Origin of the sequence: Pseudarthrobacter sp. GA104 (genome assembly GCF_009741265.1) — a bacterium.
Lineage (GTDB): Bacteria > Actinomycetota > Actinomycetes > Actinomycetales > Micrococcaceae > Arthrobacter.
Map to the genome: position 1 here is coordinate 4,091,683 of NZ_WOWL01000001.1, position 22,184 is coordinate 4,113,866.

The following is a 22,184-nucleotide window of genomic DNA, read 5'->3' on the forward strand; positions in this document are numbered from 1 at the left end:
ACTGGCATCGTGGAGGTGGTCAGGCTGCAGCAGGATTTCTCGTGGCGGGCGGCCCTAGAAACTGGTCACCAGTTCGCTGAGCACCTCTTCGAGCCTGTTTGGATCGGTGGCGTCATAGTAGTGGGCCCCGCTGGCCTTAGCGATCTCCCTAAGGGTGGGGACATCGGCGTCGGGACCGTAAGCGAGGGTAAAAACCAGGACCGGCGTGGAATGGTTCTGGCGGCTCAACTGTTCCGAGAGACCCTTCAGGTCCCCCGGATGGGTGGTGTCGTTTTTTCCGTCGCTCAAAAGCACGATGGTGTTGATGAAGCTGTCCTTGTATTCCTTCGCTTGTTCGCCCGCGAAGCGGCTCACCGCTTCAAAAAGAGGCGTAGCATCTACGGCCTTAAGTTCAGCGAGCTTGGCCTTGAGGTCGTCCTTGTTGGTTGCAAAGGGAGCTACGGGGCTTACGATGCCCGGTGTCAGGGGACCGTCGCCCACCTGGGAGAAGGCAGCAAGCCCAATCTCATCTTCCCCGACGAAATGATCCAGCGCCTTGAGCACGGCGTCCTTGGCCCGTTGCAGCTTGGTCACTCCGGTTTCCTGCACCATGGACTCGGAGACGTCCAGCAGGAACAGGGCCCTGGCCCGCTTCCGGACATCGGCGAAGCTGTCCTTGATGTCGTTAAGCATCTTGCCCTTGGGAAGCGGCAGCGGCTGGAGCGTCTCAGCGTACCGTCCGGTCGCGGCCACGCCGGCATCCAGCTTCCCCTGGATGCTGCGATACCCGGATGCCTTCACAACGTGTTGGCCCTGTTCCGTTACTGCGAAGGCGAGAAAGTCCTCGGCCGCCATGCGCTGCTGGCGCCCCACCCAGTCACCGTTAAGGATTACTGCGGGGTTGTCCGCTACGTGCACGCCGTCGTCGGGATAAATGGCGCGAAGGGGTTCCTTCGGCGCGGGACCGGATTGCTTCGTTTTGCCGTCCTCGCTGACGACTCCCCGGTTGTAGTCCCAAACAGACTTTTCATCCACGATCACCGCGGAAAGGAACTCCGAGACCCGCCCGGCGTCGTCAGCCTGCCTGGCGTGCCACAGGAAATGCTCGGGAGTGGCCATGTAGTGGCTGGTGCCGAGCTCCACGTCGCGCACCTTCTCCACCAGCGATGGTGCGTTCAGATCCATGCCCTCCAAACCTCCCACGCTGCCGCCGGCGGCACCGTAGGAAGCTGCGAGGGCCATCAAGCCCGACGTCGAGACGAGCGGGCTGGCCTTGCCGAACTTGAACTTTCCCCAGTCGCCATGGCCCTGGCGTTCCCACACATCCTGTTCCCCGGCCATCCGGAAGACCTCAGACCACGACGGCGGGTTGCTGTCCCAGCCGAGCGCGGCGGTCATCGTCTCCGGCATAGCCACCACAATCGCACTCCGGGCGAGGCTGGTTCCTTCATCGGGGACAAGGCTCCCACCGGCACCTTCCCGTGCGATTCTTAACCACGCGGAGGAGTCCGGCAGCCAGATGGCGGGCCTGTCACCTGCCGGCGCACCGGAGAATTGTGCAGCAACCTTGCCGGCAGCGACTCCCGATTTTTCCTGCATCACTGCAGGAGCCACACATTTGCCGTCCACGCTCCGGGGTTTCGCCGTGTACCCGCCGGCCAGGGCACGGACCATGTCCGCGTTTTCCAGCGAAGTGAGGATATTCAAGGGGATGCAGGGAGCGCTCCCGGCGGCGGCGGCAGGGCTGTCCTGCGCCAGGGATTCACTTACCGGAGGCGTGCCTGATGCGCCGCCCCCTCCTGAATCGGCGGGAAAAATCACCGCCCGCAGCACGAATGCGGCGCCTACGATCAGGAGTGCCACGGCTGCCGCTGCGGCAGTCCAGATCCAGCGTGGATAAATCGGGTCAGTTGCTGCGCGTCGGCGGCCCATGCACGTTTCCTTTGGCTTCCGCCGGGTTTCCCCGGTGTGAATACAAACATGAAACCGACCCGCGGTAGTGAAACCGCGATTGCGCCTAGCCCCCGCCCGAATGCCCCCGCAACCGGAGACGCACTTTGAGGATAAACCCGGCGGGCGCGAACTGAGCGTTGTGATTCACATTTTGCCAAGAAAAGGGCCCTGCACGGAATACCGTGCAGGGCCCGCTTGGTGCCGGCACCGGCTTTACGGCCGGGCAGCTCCGGGTTCCAGCGAGAACTGCTTCGGAAGCTTCATGGAGTACTCGGCCATGACGTTGCGAAGGCGGTCCGGGTAGTCGGTGATGATGCCGTCCACTCCGGTGTCGATGAGTGCACGCATGGTGGGCTTGTCGTCCACCGTCCAGGGAATGACCTGCATCCCCTTGGCGTGTGCCCGGCTCACCATGTCCGCCGTGACATACGGGACATAGCCGGGGTCAGTGACGGTTCCGTTCTGGGGCGTGCCGTGGACGGGGGAAACGGCGTCGAAGCCCAGGGACGCGGCCGCGTCCACCAGGTCACCGCCGAAGTCGTCTGAATCAATGCCGCCCAACCAGGGTGAGCTGCCGGGCTTGCCGGCCTGCAGGAAGTCCTTGTTGGTCAGGGCTACGGTGCGGATCTGCGGGTCCATCTCCTGGACGAGCCGGAGTGCGCCCCAGTCGAAGCTTTGGATGGAAACGCGGGACTGCATGTTGGCAGCCTTGATTTCCTTCAGTGCCACGTTTACGAACTGTTCCCGGGGAGCGGTCTGCTCGGGCGCGCCGGCCTCCACCTTCGTCTCGATGTTGAACTTCACCTGGCTTGCCCGGTAGGAGTCCACCAGGGCAAAAACTTCGGCGAGGGTAGGCATCTTGGCGCCTGGGGACGCCTGCTGGCCCGGGAACTGCGGCAGGGTCTTTGAGCCGCAGTCCAGGCTGCGGACCTGGTCGAAGGTGAGGTCCTTGATGTACTTGCCAACGTACGGGAACTGCGGGTCTCCGGGGGTGACGGGGGCGGTGTCGGCGCACTTCTTGTCGCTGATCTTCCGGTCATGCGTGACGACTTCGCGGCCGTCCTTGGTGATCTGCAGGTCCAGTTCAAGGGTGGAGACACCTGTTTCGATGCCCTTGGCGAAGGACGCCAGGGTGGACTCCACGGTCAGTCCCAGCCCGCCGCGGTGCGCCTGGAGGTCAAAGTGGTTGTCCGTGCCGTTGGGGTTGGTGTCGGCGGCCTGGGCCGGAAGGGATGTTCCCAGCGCCATTCCTGTGCATATGGCCGCAGCGGTCAGCAGCTTTGCGTATTTCATCTGTCAATCTCCAAGTTGGGGGGTGCCCGGTGAAAGGGCACACCAAGTCTCGGGATCCAGATGAAACCAAGAACAGCGAACAGGTGGCGGGGACGTTACGCAGGCATGAACTAAGACCGTACTCCCGGAAGGTTCAACGGCCGACGACGTCGAGCACCACGAGGTGCGCCCCCTCACCTTCGGCGAAGATGGCCAGGCCCGTGCTCGCCTCCCCGGGGAACACCAGGTCAGTGAGCGTGGCGAGCCCGTCCTGGGCGAAAACCTCCACCGAGCAGCGGTCCAGGTAGACCCGCAGGCGCAGCCGGCCTCCCTGCAGGGGCACGGCCACGGCTTCGATCGACGGGAAGGTTTCGTGGAAGGCAACCTGCCCGGATTCGCGGCGGTCCAGCCGCAGCATCCCGTCCGAAGTGTCGTAGCGGAGGACCGTCCGCTCATCGTCCCCCGCCCGAAGCACCAGTCCCACTCCCGCCGCGGCGCCCGGCTCCAGCTCAACGTCGATCCGCGCCACGGATGCGGCGGCCGGAACGTCCAGAACGCCGGACGCCAAGGGCTGCGGCCCCAGCCGGACGTGCCCTGTTTCCCGCTCCGGCAACGGATCAATGGCTTGCTGCCGAAGCATCACTTTCCCGTCCACCTGGGTCAGCAACACCTCCCGCGGCAGGGACATGGCGCTGCGCCAGCCGCCGGTGGGCGTCTCGCGGGCGTAGTCCCAGTTGTTCATCCAGCCGATCATGATCCGGCGCCCGTCCGGCACGTTGCTGAACGAAACGGCGGCGTAGTAGTCCCGCCCCCAGTCCAGCCAGCCGTACTCCCGCATCCGGCTGCTGTCCTTCTGGAGGCCCTCGGTGACCGTCGATCCGGAATGGAACGCCACGCCGTCGAACTCTCCCACGAAGTACTGTCCCGCGGAGCCGCCGGCAATGCCGCCCGGGTTGATGTTCACAATGAGGACCCACCGGCTGTCCTCCGGATTCCCGTCCACGGGCAGCTCGAACAGGTCCGGGCATTCCCAGACGCCGCCGGTGGCGTTGGCAGGGCCAAAGGTGCTCAGGTGTTCCCACGCCTTCAGGTCGGCCGACTTGTACAGCACTACCTGGCGCTGCACCGCCTCGACGGCGACCATCACCCAGTAACTTCCGGCGCCGCCGTCGTACCAAAAAACCTTTGGATCGCGGAAGTCCGCGGACGCGCGGTCCAGCACGGGATTGCCGTGGTACTTGGTCCAGGTCCGGCCTTCGTCGAGGCTGTAGGCGAGCGACTGCGCCTGCCGGCCCGGAAGCGGCGCGGCGTCACTGTAGGCACTGGTGTAAATGGCCACCAGCGGGGGATTGGCCGCTGTGCCGAGGCCGCTGGTGTTGTGCTGATCGAATACCGCCGAGCCGGAGAAGATGGCCTCGTGTTCGTCGCACGGAATGGCCACGGGCTGCTCGTCCCAGTGCAGCAGGTCCCGCGAGGTGGCGTGCCCCCAGGACATGTTGCCCCAGTCAGCGCCGAACGGGTTGTGCTGGTAGAAGAGGTGGTAGGTGCCGTTGAGGTACACCAGCCCGTTCGGATCGTTCAGCCAGTTCCGTTCGGCGGTGTAGTGGAACGCGGGCCGGTACTGGTCGGTGGCAGCCAACGTGGCGCCCGCCGCCGTCGTCAATGAATTCATGGTTAGCCCTTTACACCGCTGGAGGCGATGCTGTTGACGAACGAACGCTGGAAGGCGATGAAAAGCACCACCACCGGAACGGTGATCAGGGAAGCGTATGCCATCACCTCGCCCCACGAAACGTTCAGCTGGAAGAAGTACTGGATGCCGATCATCACCGGGCGCAGTTCCTCGGACTGGACCACCATCAGCGGCCAGAGGTAGGAGTTCCAGGCCGGCAGGAAGGTCAGGATCGCCACCGTGGCCGTCGCCGGTCCGGAGAGCGGCATGACCACCTGGCGGTAGATCTTGAACCAGCCGGCCCCGTCAATGCGGGCGGCCTCGTCGAGTTCCTTGGGGATGGACTCGAAGTACTGGTGGAACAGGTAGATGGAGAAGGCGTTGGCGATGAACGGGATGATCTGCACCTGGTAGGTGTCCAGCCAGCCCTTGGAGAATTCAAGGCTGAAGCCGTTCAGTTCAAAGTAGGGGAGCTGGTTGACCCACCACACCAGCGGCAGGGCGAGGGTCTGGAAGGGCACGATCAGCGTGGCCAGGATGGCGGTGAACACGATCTTCTTGCCGCGGACCTGCATCCGGGACAGTGCGAAGGCGCAGAGGCTGTTGACGAAGATGCCCAGGACAACGGTGACGGCGGAGACGCCCACCGAGTTGAGCAGGAAGCGGGCTGCCGGGACGCGGTCGAACACGGCTGCGTAGTTGTCGAAGGAGATGTTGCCGATGGGCAGGAACGCGGCCAGCGAGGACATGTCGCCGAAGATCTGCTGGTCCGGCTTCAGCGAGGACACCAGCATGAAGACGATGGGGAACGCAGCGACGACCGCGAAGAGGATGCGCACCAGCATGGTGCCGGCGCTTCTGAGGAGCAGTTGGTTTTTCATGTCAGTCTTTCTCCCGCGTGAGGTGGCGCTGCACCACGGAGACGATCAGGACGAGGACGAAGAACACCAGTGAGATGGCGGAGGCGTAGGAGGTTTCCTGCTGCCGGTAGCCGGACTGGACTGCCTCGTAAATGATGGTTGTGGTGGAATCCATGGGCCCGCCCTGGGTCATTACGCTGATCTGGTCGAAGAGGCCAAGGGCCTGGATGGTGATGGTCACGAGCACCAGGCTCCGGGTGTGGAAGAGGCCGGGCCAGGTGACGTAGCGGAACTGCTGCCACCGGCTGGTGCCGTCCAGCTGCGCCGCCTCGTAGAGCTCGCCGGAGATGCCCTGCAGTCCGGCCAGCCAGATGATCATGTGGAAGCCGGCGGCCTGCCAGATGGACAGGATGATGATGGCCGGCATTGCGGTGTTGGGATCGCCCAGCCAGTCCGGCCCGTCGATCAGGCCGAAGCTGACGGCGGCGAGGATCTCGTTGACCAGGCCGTCCTTGCGGTACATAAACAGCCACAGCAGCGAGACCACCACCATGGAGGTGACCACAGGCAGGAAGTACACGGTGCGGAAGAAGTTCACTCCGCGGAATTTCTTGTTGATCAGCAGCGCCATCACCAGGGCAAGGCCGGACTGCACCGGAACGATGACCACGGTGAAGTAGGCGACGTTGAGCAGGGCGCGGTAGAACGTGGGGTCGGTGAAGAGCCGGGCGAAGTTGTCCACGCCCACGAATTCCACCGGCCGCGGCGAGATGAGCCGGGCGTTGGTGAAGGCCAGGCCGAAGCCCAGGATGGCCGGAATGAAGATGAAGGCCAGCAGGAGCACCGCCGCGGGGGCGATCATGCCCCAGCCGCTGAGCTGGTCCCGGCGGAAGCCGGGCCGGCGGTGCGCGGCGGGTTTAGCGTTCGACGGCGGCACGGCAGTTGCGGGGGTGGCCGGACGTGGGCGGGTGGGAAGGTGGGAAGTTGCCATGAGGGGTCTCCGTAGGTCGGGCTGCCGGAGGGATGCGGCGCGCTGCGGCGCATCCCTCCGGCGTGCTCCGGCTATTTCTTGTAGCCGCCGTTGGACTTGATGTTGGCGTCTATCGCCTTCACGGCGCTGTCCAGGGTGGACTTCGGGTCTGCGCCGTTCAGGATGTCCTGGACGGCCTTGCCGTATTCAGTGGCGATGAAGGGGTAGGCGGGTGTCTCGGGGCGCATGACGGCGTATTCACGCGAGAAGTCCATGAAGATCCGGTTGGCGCCGCCCTCGGCGAAGGCCGGGATCAGGGCTGCCGCCTCATTGCTGGCGGGGATGGCTCCGGTGGCTTTGGCGACGGCGGCGATGTTCTCCGGCTTCAGGGAGTAGGAGAGGTAGTCCATGGCGGCCTCGGAATTGCTGCAGCCGCTGGTGACGCCCCACTGCCAGGAGGCGCCGCCGATCTTGGGGCCTTCACCCAGGTCAACAGGGGGCATAACCACCAGGTCGTCACCGAGCGCGGCCTTTGCCTTGTCCGCAGCCCATGAACCGGTGTAGACGATGGCGCTCTTGTTGTTCAGGAAGTCCTGGGTGGAATCCTTGCCGCTCTTCTTGGCGATGAATCCCTGGTCGGCCAGGCCGCGGAACCACTCGGCCCACGCCACAGCCTTGTCCCCGTTGAGCTCGCCCTCGGCGCTCTGGAAGCCGTCGCGGTTGACCAGGTCTCCGCCGAAGGACTGCAGGAAGGGGGAGTAGGCGTACGGAAGCCATTCGCCGGTGCCGGCGGTGCCCAGGTCCAGCGGGTGCTCCCACTTGCCGAGGGCCTTGAGCTTTGTCAGGGCGTCCTGGAACTCCTCTTTGGTCCAGGGCTGCTCGATGGTGGCAGCCCGCACCCCGGCGGCCTCCAGGTCTGAGGTGCGTGCCATCATGGCCAGCGCGACGTCGTAGTAGCCCACCGCGTAGGGCTTTCCGTCCCATTCAGCCACTGTGCTGGGGAGCTGCTTGGAAAGGTCGGCATCCAGTTCCAGGGGTTTCAGGTATCCGGCCCACGCCCAGTTCGGCACGTTGGGGCCATCGATGTCCACGATGCAGGGGAGGTTCCCCGCGGCGGCGGCGGAAACGACAGAGTCGTTGTAGGAGTCCTGCGGGAAGGCCTGGACCTTGATCTTCACTTTGTCCTGGCTGCCGTTGTAGGAGTCCACGATCTTCTGGACCGCAGCCAGCTCGTCCGGGTTACCGGCGTTGTGGGTCCAAAGGGCAATCTCCCCGGAACCTTCGCTGGAGGAGGACGCGCTGCCCTTGCCGCAGCCGGCGAGGGTGGCGGTGAGGGCGACGGCGGCTATGCTGGTCGCCAGGACCTTGGTGAGCTTCTTGTTCATGATCAGTCTTTCTGCTTAGACAGGGTGGAGGGGTGTGACGGGGTCCTGCTGGGAACGCGGCCGCTGCAACGGCTGCGTTCCCGATCTTTTTTGGGGGAATTAGGGAAAGCGGATAACAGCACCTGGCCCGGGGGCTCTGCAGGTCAGTTCCTGGGCGGGGCCACGGAGTCCCGCTCGACCAGCGGGCAGGCGATCTTTTCATGCACCCGGGGTGCGCCGGGGTTCTCAAGTTCGTTGAGCAGCTTATGGACCACCCACCGGCCCATTTCATAGTGGGGGAGGGCCATGGTGGATAGCCCCGGCCAGAGGGCGTCGGCAATCAGTTCCAGGTTGTCCACCCCCACAATCGAGACGTCCGCCGGGATGTCCAGGCCAAGATAGCCGGCTGCCTGGTAGGCGCCCATGGCCATCTGGTCGTTGAAACAGAACAACGCGGTGGGCCGTTCCGTTCCGGACAGCAGATCCAGTGCAGCCGCACGCCCGCCGGCAGTGCTCGGATGCCCAGCCACCAGGCGGTCCGCCGGCAGCTCCAGTCCATGGCGGTCCAGGGCAGAACGAAAACCCGCGAGCCGTTCGTGGGCGGCAGGAATGTCGTCCTCATTGTTGATCATGGCGATCCTGCGGTGGCCTGCCGCCACCAGGAGTTCGGCAGCGGACTCGCCGGCCCCGAATTCGTCCGGCACTACCGACGACAGCCCGGGGTTGTCCGTGGTGGCGTCCAGCACGATGGTGGGAACCGCGCTGAGTTCATCGGGTACGGACACCAGCTGGTTGAACATCCGGGCGAAGATGATTCCGTCAACCTGGTGCTGCTGCAGTGCCCGGATCTCCTGGCGCTCCAGTTCATTGTCCAGGCCGGAGTTGACCACCATCAGCAGGTGTCCGTGCTCGGAAGCCGCGTCCTGTGCGCCCTGGATCATGGCGCCGGCGAAGGGGGTGGTGGTGATCTCGTCGCTGACAAGGCCCAGGATCTGGGAGCGCTGGTTCCGCAGTCCGCTCGCCAACCGGTTCGGTGCGTAGCCGAGGTCGCCGGCGACGGCTTTGATGTGCTCGACAGTCCGGGCATTCACCCGGGAGCTGTGCGCTTCGCTCAGGGCGTGGGACACAGTGGTCACGGACACGCCTGCAGCTTTCGCTACGTCCCGGATGTTTACCTTCGTCGCCATCGACCGTTCCTTTGCAAAACGTTTTGTATGTTGCTTGCATCACTATATGCAAAACGTTTTGCAGCCGTCAAGGGGCGAGTTTGGAAAACCTGGGTTTCCTGGGGCCGCGGACAATGTGTGCAAGAGCCGTGCGGGCACCGCTGTTGGCAGGCAGAGCCGCCGTCGAAGGCTTACGCCACCTGCGGTCCGCGCCTGAAAAGGACAGCCAGGAGGACCCCTCCGGCGATCAGCGTCAGCCAGGCGATGCTGATGATGATGATTTCGAAGACGTCCTCCCGGTTCATGCCGCGCAACGCCACCACGACAGCCAGGGAGGCCACTGCCGCGGCGAAGCTGGCCAGGAACAGCCACCGGATACTCCGCTCAAGCCTGGCCCGGGTGGACAACACAGGCACCAGGGAGAGGAAGACCAGGGTCATGAGCAGGTACCCCAGTTCCTCCAAGGCAATGAAGATCCCGTGGGGGTTGTACTGCGTGAAAATGGACCAACCGTCAAGCTGCCCTTTTTCAAGGCTGGTGGGCATGACCACTGCCTGGATGTAGTAGTTGACCAGGAGGACAGTCGCCGCGATCACCTCGAGGCACAGCGCCAGCGAACTGTAGGTCTTGCTTTTATCCGGTGCGTACTGATGAAGCACGGCAACCAACGCCACGAAAAGCAGCATCAGGACCATCGCCGGAAACAGCCAGTAATAGTCACCGGGCCATTGCTGAGGGATTCCGTCGCCAGTGAACGGGTAGGGGACCTTGTCCGGCAGTGCCGTCAGGGCAAGCGCAAATGTCAGGACCGTCACGCCGACAGTAGCCACTGCCACCCGGAACCCGAACCGGCAGGCGGCCCCGGCCGGGCTCAAGGCGCCCGGCCCGCCGTGTGCGGGTGCGCCGGCAGTTCGACTGCTTTTCCGTCTTGTTGGCATGGCTGTTTCCGCTCCTTGCGCCTACAGGTCCCGCGACTAGGATGCGGCTTAGCCGCCGGAGGAAACAGGGCATAAGGTCCCCGGACAGGCTCAGGGACGGCCACCTGGTCAGTCCTGGCGGCCCTCGAGAATCCGCCGGGCGTCATCCTGCGCCTGGAGGGCACGGGGGCTTACCGCCTCGCCCCTCAGATGGCCGGCAGCAGCGATGATGTTCCGGAGTTCCGAAACTGTGCGTGGTTCTGTCACCCCGTGGTGCGCCAGGGCGTGGCAGTTGGGGCACAGCGGAACAAGGTCGACAATGGGATCCAGCTGGTACCCGGCCCCGAGCATTTCCGGCGGCACTACGTGGTGGACGTCGATGTAGCCTGTGCCGGTGTCGCCGTACGAGGCCTCGAAAGAGAACCCGCAGGCAGCGCAGGACGTTCCATGGAAAGCAAGGCACATCCGGCGCGCTTCGGGGTCCCGCTCGTAGCGGTTCACCTCCATACTGCTGACCGCGGCCAGGGGATAGGTCCCGGAAACCACTTGGGCAGGGACAACGGCGGACGGCCCCTGCTCCCGCCACAGCCGGCGAAGGCCAGGCTCCGCCCCTGGTGGAAGGTCCATGCCTGAACGAAAGGTGATGTCGCGCCAGGCCATCCCGGGGACGGCATGGCTGATGGCCTCCGGCGGTATCTGCTCGCCGAGGGGGAGCAGGGCATCGAAAGCGACGCTGACGTGCCAGGCGGCGTCTTCGCGTTCCCCTCGTGGCATGGTTGCGTAGGGTTCGGACACCACCACCCCATGTCCGATGAGCCCGGAACCTGCGTCAGTGCTGCCCTCTACCAGGAGCCAGGCCTCAGCCCCCGGCCGGACATGCAGTGCGTGGCCAATGCTCCAGCGCTGCAGGAACCGCCCGGACTGTTCCACCTGCTCGACGGCGGCACGGTAGTCCCAGCGGTCCCATGCGTTGGGATTCCATCCAAGGAGGACTGCAGCCACTACTCACCTAATCCAGCACGTGCTGTGCGTCGGGTACCACAGCCATCCGAGCGGAACCTAGATAGGTTCCTTGGCCAGCGCCTTGGTCTTTGCGGGTGTTTCGCGGCCCAGACGCTGATCGAGCGTGACGCGCAGCCTGGCGGCCGCAACCTGGACCCGGTGCTCAGCCGGGGTGGCCTTCTTCGGGGCGGGACTGGCGGAAGTGTTCCGCGGAGGATGGACAAACCGGTGTTCAGGCGACGCTGCGCTCATGGTCCAGCCTCCTTGGTTGTGTCTTCATCCGTCGTTCCATTCTCGCCCATGTTGCGGCCGGCGTCCATGAACGGCATCTCCGCGCCGGTGTTTCCTTCCTCCCCAGGGTCGTCCCCGTTCTCATCCCCGGAGACGCTCTTCCACGCGATGTCGAACAACTCGAGTTCCTCGGTGCGCGCGAGTTCGCTGCGGGCCAGCACTTCCAGGGTGGCCAGTCCCAGGGCCTTCGTTCCCTCGTCCTGGTCCAGCGCCCGGTCCAGCGCCCACTGGGTCCGCCGCCACCATTCGGCCCGGCTGTCCGCTTCAGTCTTCTGCATCAGGGCCCGGGCGTCCGCTTCCCGCTTCTGGTCCAGGGCCGTCTTGTCCGCTGTGGTGCGCTGCTTGAGCGTGCGCCAGTTGATGTAGAAGGCGAGCAGGGCGGCGATGAGGACGGCCAACGGCCCGAGGCCGGCAAGGATCACCCACCAGTCAGCCGGTCCGGAATGCACCACGACATCAAGCGTGCTGGGGGTCGGTGCAGGGGTCACCTGGCCAGCATAGGCCGGGGAAGAGCGGCCGGCCCGCCTGACACCCCGCTCCTGCCACACGCCTTCGCGGCCCAGGATCCTTTCCTCCTGGACGGCCGCAACGTCGTCGGACCACGTCCCCTCAAGAATGGTGGATGGGTTTCCGGGCCGAAAGGGTCCCAGGTCCCCGTGTCAGGTCTCCGCGGCGGACCAGCATGACGACGGCGACGACCAGCCAGGCTGTTGCCGCATGGCCCCACGGGTAGACCTGCTGGGGGATCCCGGGCGTCAGGGGGTTCAGGATGAACTGGAACGTCGCGAGGCTGGCGTGCATCAGCATTGCCAGGAGCAGGCTGCCGGTGTGGTCGTAGACCCACACCATGAGCACACGGTAGGCGGTGAGCTGCCCCACGAGCACGGCGACGAACCATAGGGACAGGAAGATCTCCAGCGGTATGCCGCCGTTTGTCCCGCCGCCGCCCCAGTAGCTCACAAAGAAATGCCATACACCCCACAGCACTCCCACCATGATTCCGGTCCAGAGCACGCTGAGGCGCCGGCGCGCCTTCGGGATGGCGAACCCGGTCCAGCCGATTTCTTCGAGGAGCCCGACCACCAGCCCTAGCACAAGCGCCATGACGATGGTGCCGGCCTTGTCTTCTGCCGTGGCGATCCGTGGTGCGTAATCCGCGGAGGACAACCAAAGGCCCAGCACGACGGCGGCCATCGTCACTGGCGCGACCAGCAGGGCGACGGCGTACCAGCGGCCGCCCACGCGCCACTTCTGCAGGCGCGACCATAATTCGCGGTACCCTGCCCGTCCGGACACGACTCCCGTCAGCAGCAGGCCGGCAACAGCCGGCCCGAGCAGCATCGCCGGCACGGTGACCGGGACCGTCAGCTGGAACTCTTCCGGGGTGGGCGACAGGCCGCCGGTGGAGGCCCATACGGCCAGCACAATGCTGCCCCATGACAAGAGGAAAGTAATGCCGTAATACCACCACAGCGGATGCTTCCGGACTGATGTCCGAAGGGCAAGCATGAGATCCTCCCGGTTTACGCCTGATGTACCTTCAGCTTCCCTTCCACGGAACGCACGGCATAGGGCCGTCCGGCCCGATTCGCCTGGAACATAGGGCAGGGGCTCCAGGGCTTGGCTCGGGCCAGGCGCAGGAATGGAGCAGCGGGTCAGACAGTGCCCCGCCGGGAGATCAGGACCGGGCCTCGCGCGTGGTGAAGGACCGCATGGGCGGTGGAACCGATGGTCTCCCGCAAAAAGCCGTGGCCTTTGGTTCCCACGACGAGCATCCGCGCGTCGTCCGAGGCTTTGAGGATGGCATGCGGGACCGACGCGTCGGTGAGTACCCTGCCCTCCACGGCAACGTAGGGTGCGAGCGCCCGGGCACGGTGGAGGGCGGCGTGGAGCACTTCGCCGGCGGCAGCCTCGGCGTCGGGCCCGTTCCGCTGTGCGTACCCGGCAGGCACATGGTGGACGTGGACGATATTGAGCTTTGCCTGCCATGCCGAGGCCAAGGCGCAAGCGTCCTCCAGGGCCGCGGGAGAACCGGATGCGTCAACCGCGACGACGACCGGCCCGCCAGGGTGGAGGTCCGGCCGGATCACAGCTACGGGGCAGGAAGCAGTGGCGGCGAGTTCCAGGCTCACCGAACCCACCAGCAGCCCCAGGAATCCGCCCAGCCCCCGGCTGCCCACAACAACCATCTCCTGGCCGGCAGAGATCTCGGCAAGGTACGAGGCGGGCAGCCCATGCAGCAGGGTGCCCTGGACGTCCAGCCCGGGTGCCGCGGCTTGGGCGCGGCCGACGCCCTCCTCGAGGATCGCCTGTGCTGACCGTTCCAGGCCGCTGTCCGCTACTCCTGGAACGGGGCCCAGTTTGTGGGTCAGCAGCGGCCAGATTGAAACGTGGACGACGTGAAGGGGACAGCCTCGCAGGTCAGCCTGTTGCGCTGCCCACGTGATGGCGGCGGCAGCTTCGGCCGAACCGTCGTATCCGGCGACGATGGTTCCAGGTTCCTCCATTGCTCCTCTCCTTCGCAGGGACCTTCGGCCCTGTGGCGGCTCGCTGTGGGACTCCATGCTGATGGGGTGGGCTTGCTGTGTACCCGCCCTTCCAGCAGAGCACCCGCAGTTGCCGGAAGCAAGAACTGTTGTCCGAGACGAGGAGCACCACATGGCCGCCTGGCAGGAAAACATCACTCCGCACCGGTTCGAGGGCCAGACCGTCATCGTCACCGGCGCAGCCTCCGGCATTGGGCGTGCCACCGCCCTTCGTGTTGCCCGGGAAGGCGGCCGGGTGATTGCCAGCGACCTCAGCGCCGAGGGCCTGGACAGCCTCGCGGCGGAGTACGCCGAACTGGGTTTCGTGCCCGTGGCCGGGGACATCAGCAACGAGGCTGTGGTGCAGAGCGTCGTGGCTGCTGCCGGGGGGCGGGTTGACGCGCTGGCCAATGTCGCCGGGATCATGGACAGCTTCCAGCCGGTGCACGAGCTCGACGACGAAACGTGGGAGCGCGTGCTGAACGTCAACCTGACCGCCGTCATGCGGCTTACCAGGGCAGTGGTGCCGCTGATGCTGGCCGCGGGGTACGGCTCGATTGTGAATGTCTCCTCCGAGGCAGGCCTCCGCGGTTCCGCGGCAGGGGCCGCCTACACCGTGTCCAAGCATGCGGTGAATGGCCTCACCCGCAGCTCAGCCGTCATGTACGGGCGCCGTGGAATCCGCGTCAACGCTGTGGCCCCGGGCGGGACGAGGACCAATATCCACGCCGAGTTCAAGTCCCGGCTGGCTGCCGAGGTGCTGGGGCCGTTTATGCAGGCGAACGTTCCGCCCATCGCCGAGGCAGAGGAGGTCGCGGCGGGGATCGCCTTCCTGCTGAGCAGGGACGGCACGAACATCAACGGCGTGGTGCTGGCCTCGGATAACGGATGGAACGCCATTTGAGCGGCCCGCAGGCCGCGGGACAGGACAGGACAGGAAAGGACAGGACAGGACTGTGCGCAGGATCGTTGGTCTGCTGCTGGCTTTGCTGGTGCTTCTGCCCGGCAGTGCAGGCGTTGCCTTTGCTGTTCGGCCGGCATCCGTCGAGGTCCAGGACATGGCAGGCGTGCTGGACCGGAACACGCTGGTACCGGCCCTTGAACGCATTGAGTTCCACAATCCAACCAAGGTTGTGGTGTACACCTACAACGGCAGTGCGGAGGATAACCTCAACGAGGAGGTCCTGAGGTTCGCCCGGGCCGAGCACCCTGAATGGATCAGCGCGGACGGCCAAAAGTGGGCGGACGGGCTGTTCATTTTTGCCCTCGACCCGGTGGGCCGCCATGTAGGCACATACATGGGCGAGGACCGCAAGGTGTCCCTGGAGCAGCGGACGGACATCCAGGACTCGGCCAAAGAACTTCTGCGGGACGCCCAGTGGACCGACGGAACCATCGCCGGCGTCCGGCGTGCCGCCGAACTCATCAACCAGCCCTGGTACCTCTCGGCTGCCTTCCTGGTCACTGCCTGGGTCACCGCTGGGCTGGCAGCCCTCGGCGCGGGAGCCTGGATCATCGTGCGGGCCGTGACCAGGTCCTCCAGCCGGAAAGAGATTGAGCGCGGGGACCGGAGCTACGCGAACGTCAGCATGGATCTGGAGGTGACCGAGCTGAACGCCGGCACCATTCCCGAGGCGTCCAGGTACGGAAGCCAGGTGCTTGAGAAACACCGCACGTTCCTGAACCGCTATAACGCAACCAGCGAGCTGTCCAACAAAGTGCACGCGTTCTCCGGGCGCGCTTTGAGCCGGCGGAAGAATCTCAAGCTCGCGCGACAGTACGCGGACGCGGCCTCGGAGCTCGACGCGCTGGACGACGTCATCGCGGACAGCAACGCCCTCCTGAACCGCGCCAGCGCCTGGCAGACTGCCTGGGACCGGCAGCTGGCACCCTTCCGCAGCGACCTGGCCGGACTTGAACAGCTCCTCACCAAGCGCCACGGGCAGGGGGATTCGGCCACCGCGGCGGCGCTGCGGTCTTTCCGCGACCAGAGCCTGCGGGAGATCGAGCGCTGGACCGCCGAGCTGGCGGAGGGAAGGGTCGGCCCGGAAGAGGCGCTGGACCGCCTCTACGACGCCCGGACCCGGCTCGCCTCGCTCCTGGAAAGCCACGCGGAAACGGTCATCGGGGGCTTCGCGAAGAATGAACGTGAAGCCGAACTCATGCGGAAGGAAATGCAGGAAGCGCAGGAAGGCCTGGACCACCGGCGCCGTTCCTATGAGCCAAGCATCCTGGGCACCGTCTACCCGTCCTACCACTTCTTCTCCGTGGCCACCTTCAATTCCGGGCTCAACACCGGGGTTAGCAGCGTCAGCTCCGCCCGCGGCGGAGGCGGCAGCACCACCGGCTATGGAAGCAGCGGCGGGAGCTTTTCCGGCTCGGGCAGTTCATCCAGCTTCTAGCGCCGGGACCCGCGCCTTCCGGGCTCCCTGTCCATTGGGTAATTCCAGGGGCTACCGGCGCGTTCCGCGGCGGGCGAGCGGCCACCCGGGGCCGGCACTTACCCTAGGCACATGAGCGAGCGAAGAACTACGTGGCACGCGCGGCACAAGGAGGGCCTAAGCCGGGGTGAGCGGGCGGCGGACGTCCTCCGCAACGGGATGGGCAGCTGGACATTCGTGGGGCTCTTCGTCGCCTTCATGGCGGCATGGGCCGCATTTAACACCTACGTGCTGGCATCGGACGCCTGGGACCCCTACCCCTACATCCTCCTCAACCTCTTCCTCTCCATGCTGGCCGGGCTCCAGGGCGCCATCCTGTTGATTGCCGCAAAGCGCCAGGACGCCATCGCGGCGGCGATGGCCCGCCACGACTACGAGACGGACGTTCAGTCAAAGTCGGAAATCGACCGGCTGATGGCAATCAACAGCCAGCAGGTTGAGCTGCTGGAGGAGCTCCGGGCCATGATCTCCCGGCCAGGCGCGCTTCAACCCGGCCCCCTGCCGCCGGGCGCGCCGCTACAGGGGGAAGATGCAGGCACGGACGACGGCGGCAGTACGGCCGGCCGCCCGGCCGGCGGATAGGCAGGGGTTGCCGGGCGGGGCGCGGCGGAACCGCAGACTGAAGATCAGGCGGCCGCTAGTCTGCCGGGGTGCCGGAGTCCGGACGGCCAGCGGCCTCCAGGCCGGCAGCGATCTCGTCAGCCCAGGCGTCGATGGCCGCCCAATCCCGGAAATCGCCCGCCGGCAGGGCTTCCTTCGCTGCCGGCGCGAGCCGGATGAGGCGCTCACCGATGCCGATGGGAGGGGAATCCGGGTTCCATGCGCCGAAGAAGACCTGTTCTCCGCTGGGCCGGAGCAGTTCCTGCAGTTCGGCGAACTCCTTGGGCCTGGCACTCTTCAAGACATCCTCACCGTCCTTATCGACAGTGTCGTTTCCGAGCGGGCCGCTGCTGAAGAGCCAGACCCTCCTGGCCTGCAGCTCCCGCCGGTGCCGCTTGGCGAAGGCCGTCGCTTCCCTAAGCCAGTGGACCATGTAGGCGGCGCTGCCCAGTACCACGGCTTCATACTGGCCCACGTCATCCACTTCTGCCACGGGCCGGGCCTCGGCCTCGATCCCGTCTTCAGTGATCCGGGCAGCGATGCGTTCGGCAATGCCGGCGGTGGAGCCGTGCCGGCTGGCGTACGCAACGAGAACCTTCATCGGGGACCTCCCTGATTGGCACTTAGGCGACGGGCCAGACAACCCGGGTCTGCCACTTCGCGGGGTCGGGTTCAGTTTCCGGGTCGCTCAGGTAGTACTCCCACATGGTGTCCGACGGGGTGAGTCCTTCGGCTTCCATCTGCCCCAGGATCGCGTGGTAGGTGTTCTCCAGGGTGTCGTACGGCCCGACGTGGAGCGCTTCCAGGGCATCTGTCTCAGGCAGGGTCCCGCTCGCCACCCCGTCAGCCTCCGTGAAGTTGCCGTCGATGGGGAAGCCCGCTTCCACGTCAACTGTCTCGCTGGGCATTCCCCGGTAGAGCGCAAAAGGCGGTCCTGCGGGGCTGGCACCCTGTTTCCGGGCTGCAGCCATCACCGTGCCGAAGGCCCGGCTGAAGAAGTCAGTCAGGGAAGCCATGGGGACGCGTTCGCGGACGACGGCGACGGGCTGCTCTGTAAGGTGGACTTTCCTTGGGTGCTGGGCAGAGTTGTTCATGGCATTAGCGTGCGCCGCAGGCTGCAGGCGTCACAGGGCCTTAGGACTCTAAAAGGTGTCCGGGCCGCCCGGCCTCAGCCGGCAGCCCCATAGGCTTCGCGCATCCAATGCTCCACTTCGGCGTCAAGCTGGCTACTCTCCAGCAGCTCAAGGTGGTGCATCCAGATTCCGGGGGACGGGTGCACGATTTGCTTGAACCGCGGCGATGGCAACTCGTAGGGGAGCGCAAGGGACAGGACAACGGGAACCGAAGATTTCACATAGGTCCCAGGGCGCCAAAGAAACGCGAAGCCGTGCCGGCGGCGGAACGAAACCTGGCTCTTGGAAACCCGGACCTCCATCGGTCCGAGCGCGGATGCCATGCGTTCCGCCGCCCGGTAGATGCCGTAGGCCGTGGCGGAACCTTCAAAAAAACGGTCAAGCGTCCGGGGTTCGCCGCCCTCCACGGGAACGGGCGGGGTCTATTCGAATCCTGCGCGGGTGGCCTCGTCCAGCGGGGTGCGCCAGGTACCGGAGGCGGACAGGGTGAACCTCCTGCCCGTCACAGACTGGGGAACAATCCGGATGAGGTGGTCCTTGCCTACACCCTGCCAGGGAAAGAGCCCCCGTCGCGTCTCGTTCAGTGCCGGCCCCGCGGCATCGTCCTGGACCGCCCTGCCCTTGACTACAACGCTCCAGGCCAGGCCAAACTCGGCGCTGACGCTGTCCGCTTCCAAGGCAACCAGCGGGTTGGCTTCAATGGCCTGCAGCTTGGTTCCACTCCCTGTCCGGAAAACAAGGCCCTGGCCGTCAACCTTGAAGCCCACCGGGAACACATCAGGCTGGCCGTCCACGACGACGCCAAGACGTCCCACGCTGGTGTGTTCCAGTAGTTTCCAGCACTCGTCGGAGTCAAGGATCTCAGCTTCTGGCACCATGTTCTTGTCGGTCATGTCCAGATCCTACGGCGCCGGCCACAGCCCTGAAAGGGCCCAAAGACCTTTGACCTGTCCGCGAGTTCAGGCTTCCCTGTGGCTGCCCTGGTCCTGCAGGCGCGAGAGAAGCGTTTCAGCCCACGCAGCTGCGCGGTCAACCTCCCCTTTGCGAAGAGGGCCTTCGCTGCCCTTGACATGGAAGGCCATGGGGCCGGCGACAATGCTTGCGCCGGCGTCCTTGAGTGCCCGGCTGATTTTCCCGGCCGCATCCCCGTGGATGAAGAGCTTGAGCCTGGTGTCGAACGCGGCGGCCCGGACCCCTGACAGTCCACGGGCCGCAAGATCGGCGAGCGCCTGGGTGATTTTGGGCGTCGGGCGCCAGCCATTGATGGGACTGCCGACCACAAGGAGATCGCCGGACTGGACTGAACCGGGATCGAAACGGTCCACGGGGAAAGCAGCGGCCATGCTGCCCAGGCCCGCCGCCAGGGCTTCGGCGATGGTCCTGGTGTTGCCGTAGGCGGAGTCATAGACGACGAATGCCTTCATGGTCCTGGTCCCTTTCATGGACGGGCGGAAGCCGGGGTTCCCCTTTCAAGAATGCGCGCCGCCGGGCCTGGGCGGCAGGGGCGAAGGTCATACGGGAGGCGGGCTCCGGGCCTAAATGCCCTAGCGGCGGCCGAGGGGTGGCAGTACGTTCAGCTGTATGCTCAACAACTCACCGGAACGGGACGCCTCAGCGGCAGTGGAGGTCCTTGGCGCCAGTGCCTGCTGGGATCTCCTGCGGACAGTATCGGTTGGCCACCTCGCCGTCCTGGTTGACGGCCATCCGGAAATCTTCCCCGTGAACTACAAGGTGGACCATGAGTCGGTGGTCTTCCGCACCGGAGAAGGAACGAAACTTCACGCGGCCGCCGGGCCCGCCGCCGTCGCCCTGGAAGCCGACGGCACCGACCAGGGAACGCGAACCGCGTGGAGCGTCGAGGTGAAGGGCCATGCGGTTGTCCTTGAACCTTCCCCGGACCTGATGACCGGCGTCGGGCTCACCCTTTTTCCGTGGCAGGCGGGGCACAAGGACTACTTCGTGCGGATAACTCCGACGGCGGTGACCGGCCGGCGCTTCAAGATCACTTCGCCGCTGACCTGGTGGAGCCACCTGGATGACCCGGCGCGGGCAGGTTTTGCCTGAGGGTCGGCCGGCCGGTCCGCCCGGCACGTCCCTGGGGCCGCTGCAGGCGGCGAACCCCGAGCAGCCCCGCACGTCCCTGGCGGGCAGGGGCATCGCGTTTGTCCGGCTGTACCCGCTGGTGGCATTGACATGCCTGATGCTCGCGGTGACGGGACTGTTGCTGCAGTCCGGCCTGGGGCAGCCGGCCCGGCTCGGCGCGTCCGCCTATGCCGCCGTCGTCGGCGTGACCCGTGCCGTGTCAATGTTCCGTTCCCTGCGCCAGGGCCGTTGGGGGATCGACGTCCTGGCACTCATGGCCATTGGCAGCACGGTGTGGGTTGGTGAGTACCTTGCTGCCTTGGTGGTCATCCTCATGCTTTCCGGCGGGGAAGCACTTGAAACCTTTGCCCAGGGACGCGCAGCACGGGAGCTGAGGGCGCTCCTGGACAGGGCTCCGCGGTTCGCGCACCGGGAAGCCCCCGGATCAGTCCTGGAGGACACCCCGGTTGGCGGGGTGCTGCCGGGGGACGTGCTGGTAGTGCGTCCCTCCGAGCTCGTACCAGTGGACGGGGAGCTCCTCTCGGACGCTGCCAGCATGGATGAATCCTCGCTGACGGGCGAAAGCCTCCCGGTTGAGCGGGTCCGGGGCGACCTCCTGCTCAGCGGCTCCGTCAACGGCGAGACGGCCATCAGAATGCGGGCCGCCGCGACCGCGGACGATTCACAATACAGCCGCATCATCGCCCTGGTGGAGGAGGCGGCGTCCAGCCGCGCCCCGGTGGTCCGCCTGGCGGACCGCTACGCCGTTCCGTTTACCGCGCTCGCGGTCCTCATGGCTGCAACCGCGTGGCTTCTTTCAGGGGATCCCGTGCGGATCGCCCAGGTCCTGGTGGTGGCAACTCCGTGCCCGCTCCTGATCGCCGCGCCGGTGGCCTTCCTGGCCGGCACCAGCCAGGCCGCCCACAAGGGCATCATCATCAAGAACAGCGGAACCCTCGAGCAGCTGGCCAAGGCCAGGACCGCGGTGTTCGACAAGACAGGAACGCTGACCTCCGGGCGGCCGGTCCTGGATACCGTGCAGGCAGCACCGGGAGGGGAGGGAAGCGGATCGATGAACCCTGCGCGGATCCTGCAGCTTGCCGCCTCCGCAGAGCAATACTCCTCGCACGTCCTGGCAGCCTCCGTCATTGAAGCTGCCGCCCTGCGCGACCTTGAACTCCTGCCGGTAACCCGGGCCACGGAACATGCCACCCAGGGGGTGGAGGCGGTATGCGGCGGGGACACGGTGGTGGTGGGCAAGGCGGGCCTGGTCCGCAGCTCAGCACGGGGTTTCCGGGAAGCCGCCCTGCGCAGCGGGCAGCTGGCGGTCTACGTGGCCGTGAACGGCACGTACGCAGGCGCCCTCATCATGAAGGACCCGCTGCGCGCCGACGCAGGGCAGACGCTTGCCCGGCTGCACCGCCTGGGAATCCGGCACACCATGCTGCTGACCGGTGATGCCCGGGGGACCGCGGCGCACATTGCCGAAGAAGCAGGCATCCGGCACGTGCAGGCGGACTGCCTTCCCGAGGACAAGGTCAACGCGGTGGCCGGCGTGCGGGAGCGACCGGTGCTGATGGTGGGCGACGGCGTCAATGACGCCCCTGTGCTCGCCGCGGCGGACGTCGGGATAGCCATGGGGGCCAAGGGCGCCACAGCCGCGAGTGAGTCGGCAGACGTGGTGATCATGCTCGACGACCTGTCCAAAGTCGCCGTTGCAGTCGAAATCGGGAAACGCACCGTCGCTGTGGCCCTGGTGAGTATCTGGACAGGAATAGGCCTCAGCATCGGGCTCATGGCTGTTGCCATGACCGGGTACATCCCGGCCGTCACGGGGGCACTCCTCCAGGAACTCGTGGACCTGGCCACAATCTTGAACGGGTTGAGGGCGCTGCACGGACCCAGGCCGAAAAAGCCCGTGGGCCGAGGCTGAAACGGCAGGGGGCCGGCATGACCT

The 22,184-nt window shown here is 65.8% G+C and carries 23 protein-coding genes; 5 read left to right on the plus strand and 18 right to left on the minus strand.

Annotated elements, in window-relative coordinates:
- Nucleotides 1-54: 54 nt before the first annotated feature.
- From GK109_RS18740 to GK109_RS18800, 13 genes are all read right to left on the minus strand, one after another.
- On the minus strand, nucleotides 55-1,911 hold the full coding sequence (locus GK109_RS18740) for a substrate-binding domain-containing protein (RefSeq protein ID WP_157241997.1): 1,857 nt from the start codon (nucleotides 1,909-1,911) through the stop codon (nucleotides 55-57).
- 234 nt (nucleotides 1,912-2,145) lie between these two features.
- A complete protein-coding gene (locus GK109_RS18745; RefSeq protein WP_157241998.1) occupies nucleotides 2,146-3,225 on the minus strand; it encodes a glycerophosphodiester phosphodiesterase in 1,080 nt (359 codons plus the stop codon).
- Between the two features lie 133 nt (nucleotides 3,226-3,358).
- The gene (locus tag GK109_RS18750) at nucleotides 3,359-4,876 is read right to left on the minus strand and encodes a glycoside hydrolase family 32 protein (RefSeq protein WP_157241999.1); all 1,518 of its coding nucleotides are present in this window, start codon (nucleotides 4,874-4,876) and stop codon (nucleotides 3,359-3,361) included.
- A 2-nt stretch (nucleotides 4,877-4,878) separates the two neighbouring features.
- The gene (locus GK109_RS18755; RefSeq protein ID WP_104998153.1) at nucleotides 4,879-5,757 is read right to left on the minus strand and encodes a carbohydrate ABC transporter permease; all 879 of its coding nucleotides are present in this window, start codon (nucleotides 5,755-5,757) and stop codon (nucleotides 4,879-4,881) included.
- A 1-nt stretch (nucleotide 5,758) separates the two neighbouring features.
- The gene (locus GK109_RS18760) at nucleotides 5,759-6,727 is read right to left on the minus strand and encodes a carbohydrate ABC transporter permease (protein WP_157242000.1); all 969 of its coding nucleotides are present in this window, start codon (nucleotides 6,725-6,727) and stop codon (nucleotides 5,759-5,761) included.
- 71 nt (nucleotides 6,728-6,798) lie between these two features.
- A complete protein-coding gene (locus tag GK109_RS18765) occupies nucleotides 6,799-8,091 on the minus strand; it encodes a sugar ABC transporter substrate-binding protein (RefSeq protein WP_157242001.1) in 1,293 nt (430 codons plus the stop codon).
- Between the two features lie 143 nt (nucleotides 8,092-8,234).
- Nucleotides 8,235-9,257 (minus strand): LacI family DNA-binding transcriptional regulator, encoded by a 1,023-nt coding sequence (locus tag GK109_RS18770; RefSeq protein WP_157242002.1) that lies wholly within the window; start codon nucleotides 9,255-9,257, stop codon nucleotides 8,235-8,237.
- A gap of 170 nt (nucleotides 9,258-9,427) precedes the next feature.
- Nucleotides 9,428-10,051, minus strand: coding sequence for a hypothetical protein (locus tag GK109_RS18775; protein WP_370460695.1), 624 nt, complete (start codon nucleotides 10,049-10,051; stop codon nucleotides 9,428-9,430).
- Nucleotides 10,052-10,282: 231 nt separating this feature from the next.
- A complete protein-coding gene (locus tag GK109_RS18780) occupies nucleotides 10,283-11,155 on the minus strand; it encodes an HNH endonuclease (RefSeq protein WP_370460696.1) in 873 nt (290 codons plus the stop codon).
- A 57-nt stretch (nucleotides 11,156-11,212) separates the two neighbouring features.
- Nucleotides 11,213-11,407, minus strand: a complete 195-nt coding sequence (locus GK109_RS18785; RefSeq protein WP_157242003.1) for a hypothetical protein — start codon at nucleotides 11,405-11,407, stop codon at nucleotides 11,213-11,215.
- On the minus strand, nucleotides 11,404-11,934 hold the full coding sequence (locus GK109_RS18790; RefSeq protein ID WP_370460697.1) for a hypothetical protein: 531 nt from the start codon (nucleotides 11,932-11,934) through the stop codon (nucleotides 11,404-11,406). The genes GK109_RS18785 and GK109_RS18790 overlap by 4 nt, the downstream gene beginning before the upstream one ends.
- A gap of 121 nt (nucleotides 11,935-12,055) precedes the next feature.
- Nucleotides 12,056-12,955, minus strand: a complete 900-nt coding sequence (locus GK109_RS18795; protein ID WP_157242004.1) for a CPBP family intramembrane glutamic endopeptidase — start codon at nucleotides 12,953-12,955, stop codon at nucleotides 12,056-12,058.
- A 146-nt stretch (nucleotides 12,956-13,101) separates the two neighbouring features.
- Nucleotides 13,102-13,953, minus strand: a complete 852-nt coding sequence (locus GK109_RS18800) for a universal stress protein (RefSeq protein ID WP_157242005.1) — start codon at nucleotides 13,951-13,953, stop codon at nucleotides 13,102-13,104.
- A 151-nt stretch (nucleotides 13,954-14,104) separates the two neighbouring features.
- On the opposite strand from GK109_RS18800, the gene GK109_RS18805 reads away from it, so the two are divergent.
- The 3 genes from GK109_RS18805 (at nucleotide 14,105) to GK109_RS18815 (ending at nucleotide 16,994) form a co-directional block, all read left to right on the plus strand.
- Nucleotides 14,105-14,875 carry an SDR family NAD(P)-dependent oxidoreductase gene (locus GK109_RS18805; RefSeq protein ID WP_157242006.1) on the plus strand — a complete coding sequence of 257 codons (771 nt, stop codon included), beginning with the start codon at nucleotides 14,105-14,107 and terminating at the stop codon, nucleotides 14,873-14,875.
- Nucleotides 14,876-14,927: 52 nt separating this feature from the next.
- Nucleotides 14,928-16,373, plus strand: coding sequence for a DUF5129 domain-containing protein (locus GK109_RS18810; protein WP_370460698.1), 1,446 nt, complete (start codon nucleotides 14,928-14,930; stop codon nucleotides 16,371-16,373).
- 111 nt (nucleotides 16,374-16,484) lie between these two features.
- Nucleotides 16,485-16,994: a DUF1003 domain-containing protein gene (locus GK109_RS18815; RefSeq protein ID WP_157242007.1), complete on the plus strand. Its 510-nt coding sequence runs from the start codon at nucleotides 16,485-16,487 to the stop codon at nucleotides 16,992-16,994.
- Nucleotides 16,995-17,049: 55 nt separating this feature from the next.
- Here the strand turns inward: GK109_RS18815 and GK109_RS18820 are convergent, their stop codons facing one another.
- From GK109_RS18820 to GK109_RS18840, 5 genes are all read right to left on the minus strand, one after another.
- On the minus strand, nucleotides 17,050-17,613 hold the full coding sequence (locus tag GK109_RS18820) for a flavodoxin domain-containing protein (protein ID WP_157242008.1): 564 nt from the start codon (nucleotides 17,611-17,613) through the stop codon (nucleotides 17,050-17,052).
- A 22-nt stretch (nucleotides 17,614-17,635) separates the two neighbouring features.
- On the minus strand, nucleotides 17,636-18,106 hold the full coding sequence (locus GK109_RS18825; protein ID WP_157242009.1) for a GyrI-like domain-containing protein: 471 nt from the start codon (nucleotides 18,104-18,106) through the stop codon (nucleotides 17,636-17,638).
- Nucleotides 18,107-18,180: 74 nt separating this feature from the next.
- On the minus strand, nucleotides 18,181-18,552 hold the full coding sequence (locus tag GK109_RS18830; RefSeq protein WP_370460699.1) for a DUF5655 domain-containing protein: 372 nt from the start codon (nucleotides 18,550-18,552) through the stop codon (nucleotides 18,181-18,183).
- 15 nt (nucleotides 18,553-18,567) lie between these two features.
- Nucleotides 18,568-19,038, minus strand: coding sequence for a pyridoxamine 5'-phosphate oxidase family protein (locus GK109_RS18835; RefSeq protein WP_157242010.1), 471 nt, complete (start codon nucleotides 19,036-19,038; stop codon nucleotides 18,568-18,570).
- Nucleotides 19,039-19,104: 66 nt separating this feature from the next.
- Nucleotides 19,105-19,569 carry a flavodoxin domain-containing protein gene (locus GK109_RS18840; protein WP_157242011.1) on the minus strand — a complete coding sequence of 155 codons (465 nt, stop codon included), beginning with the start codon at nucleotides 19,567-19,569 and terminating at the stop codon, nucleotides 19,105-19,107.
- 157 nt (nucleotides 19,570-19,726) lie between these two features.
- Between GK109_RS18840 and GK109_RS18845 the strand changes: the two genes are divergently transcribed.
- A complete protein-coding gene (locus GK109_RS18845) occupies nucleotides 19,727-20,209 on the plus strand; it encodes a pyridoxamine 5'-phosphate oxidase family protein (protein WP_157242012.1) in 483 nt (160 codons plus the stop codon).
- Nucleotides 20,181-22,160 carry a heavy metal translocating P-type ATPase gene (locus GK109_RS18850; protein ID WP_157242013.1) on the plus strand — a complete coding sequence of 660 codons (1,980 nt, stop codon included), beginning with the start codon at nucleotides 20,181-20,183 and terminating at the stop codon, nucleotides 22,158-22,160. Before GK109_RS18845 ends, GK109_RS18850 begins: the two co-directional genes overlap by 29 nt.
- The last annotated feature ends 24 nt before the right edge of the window (nucleotides 22,161-22,184 follow it).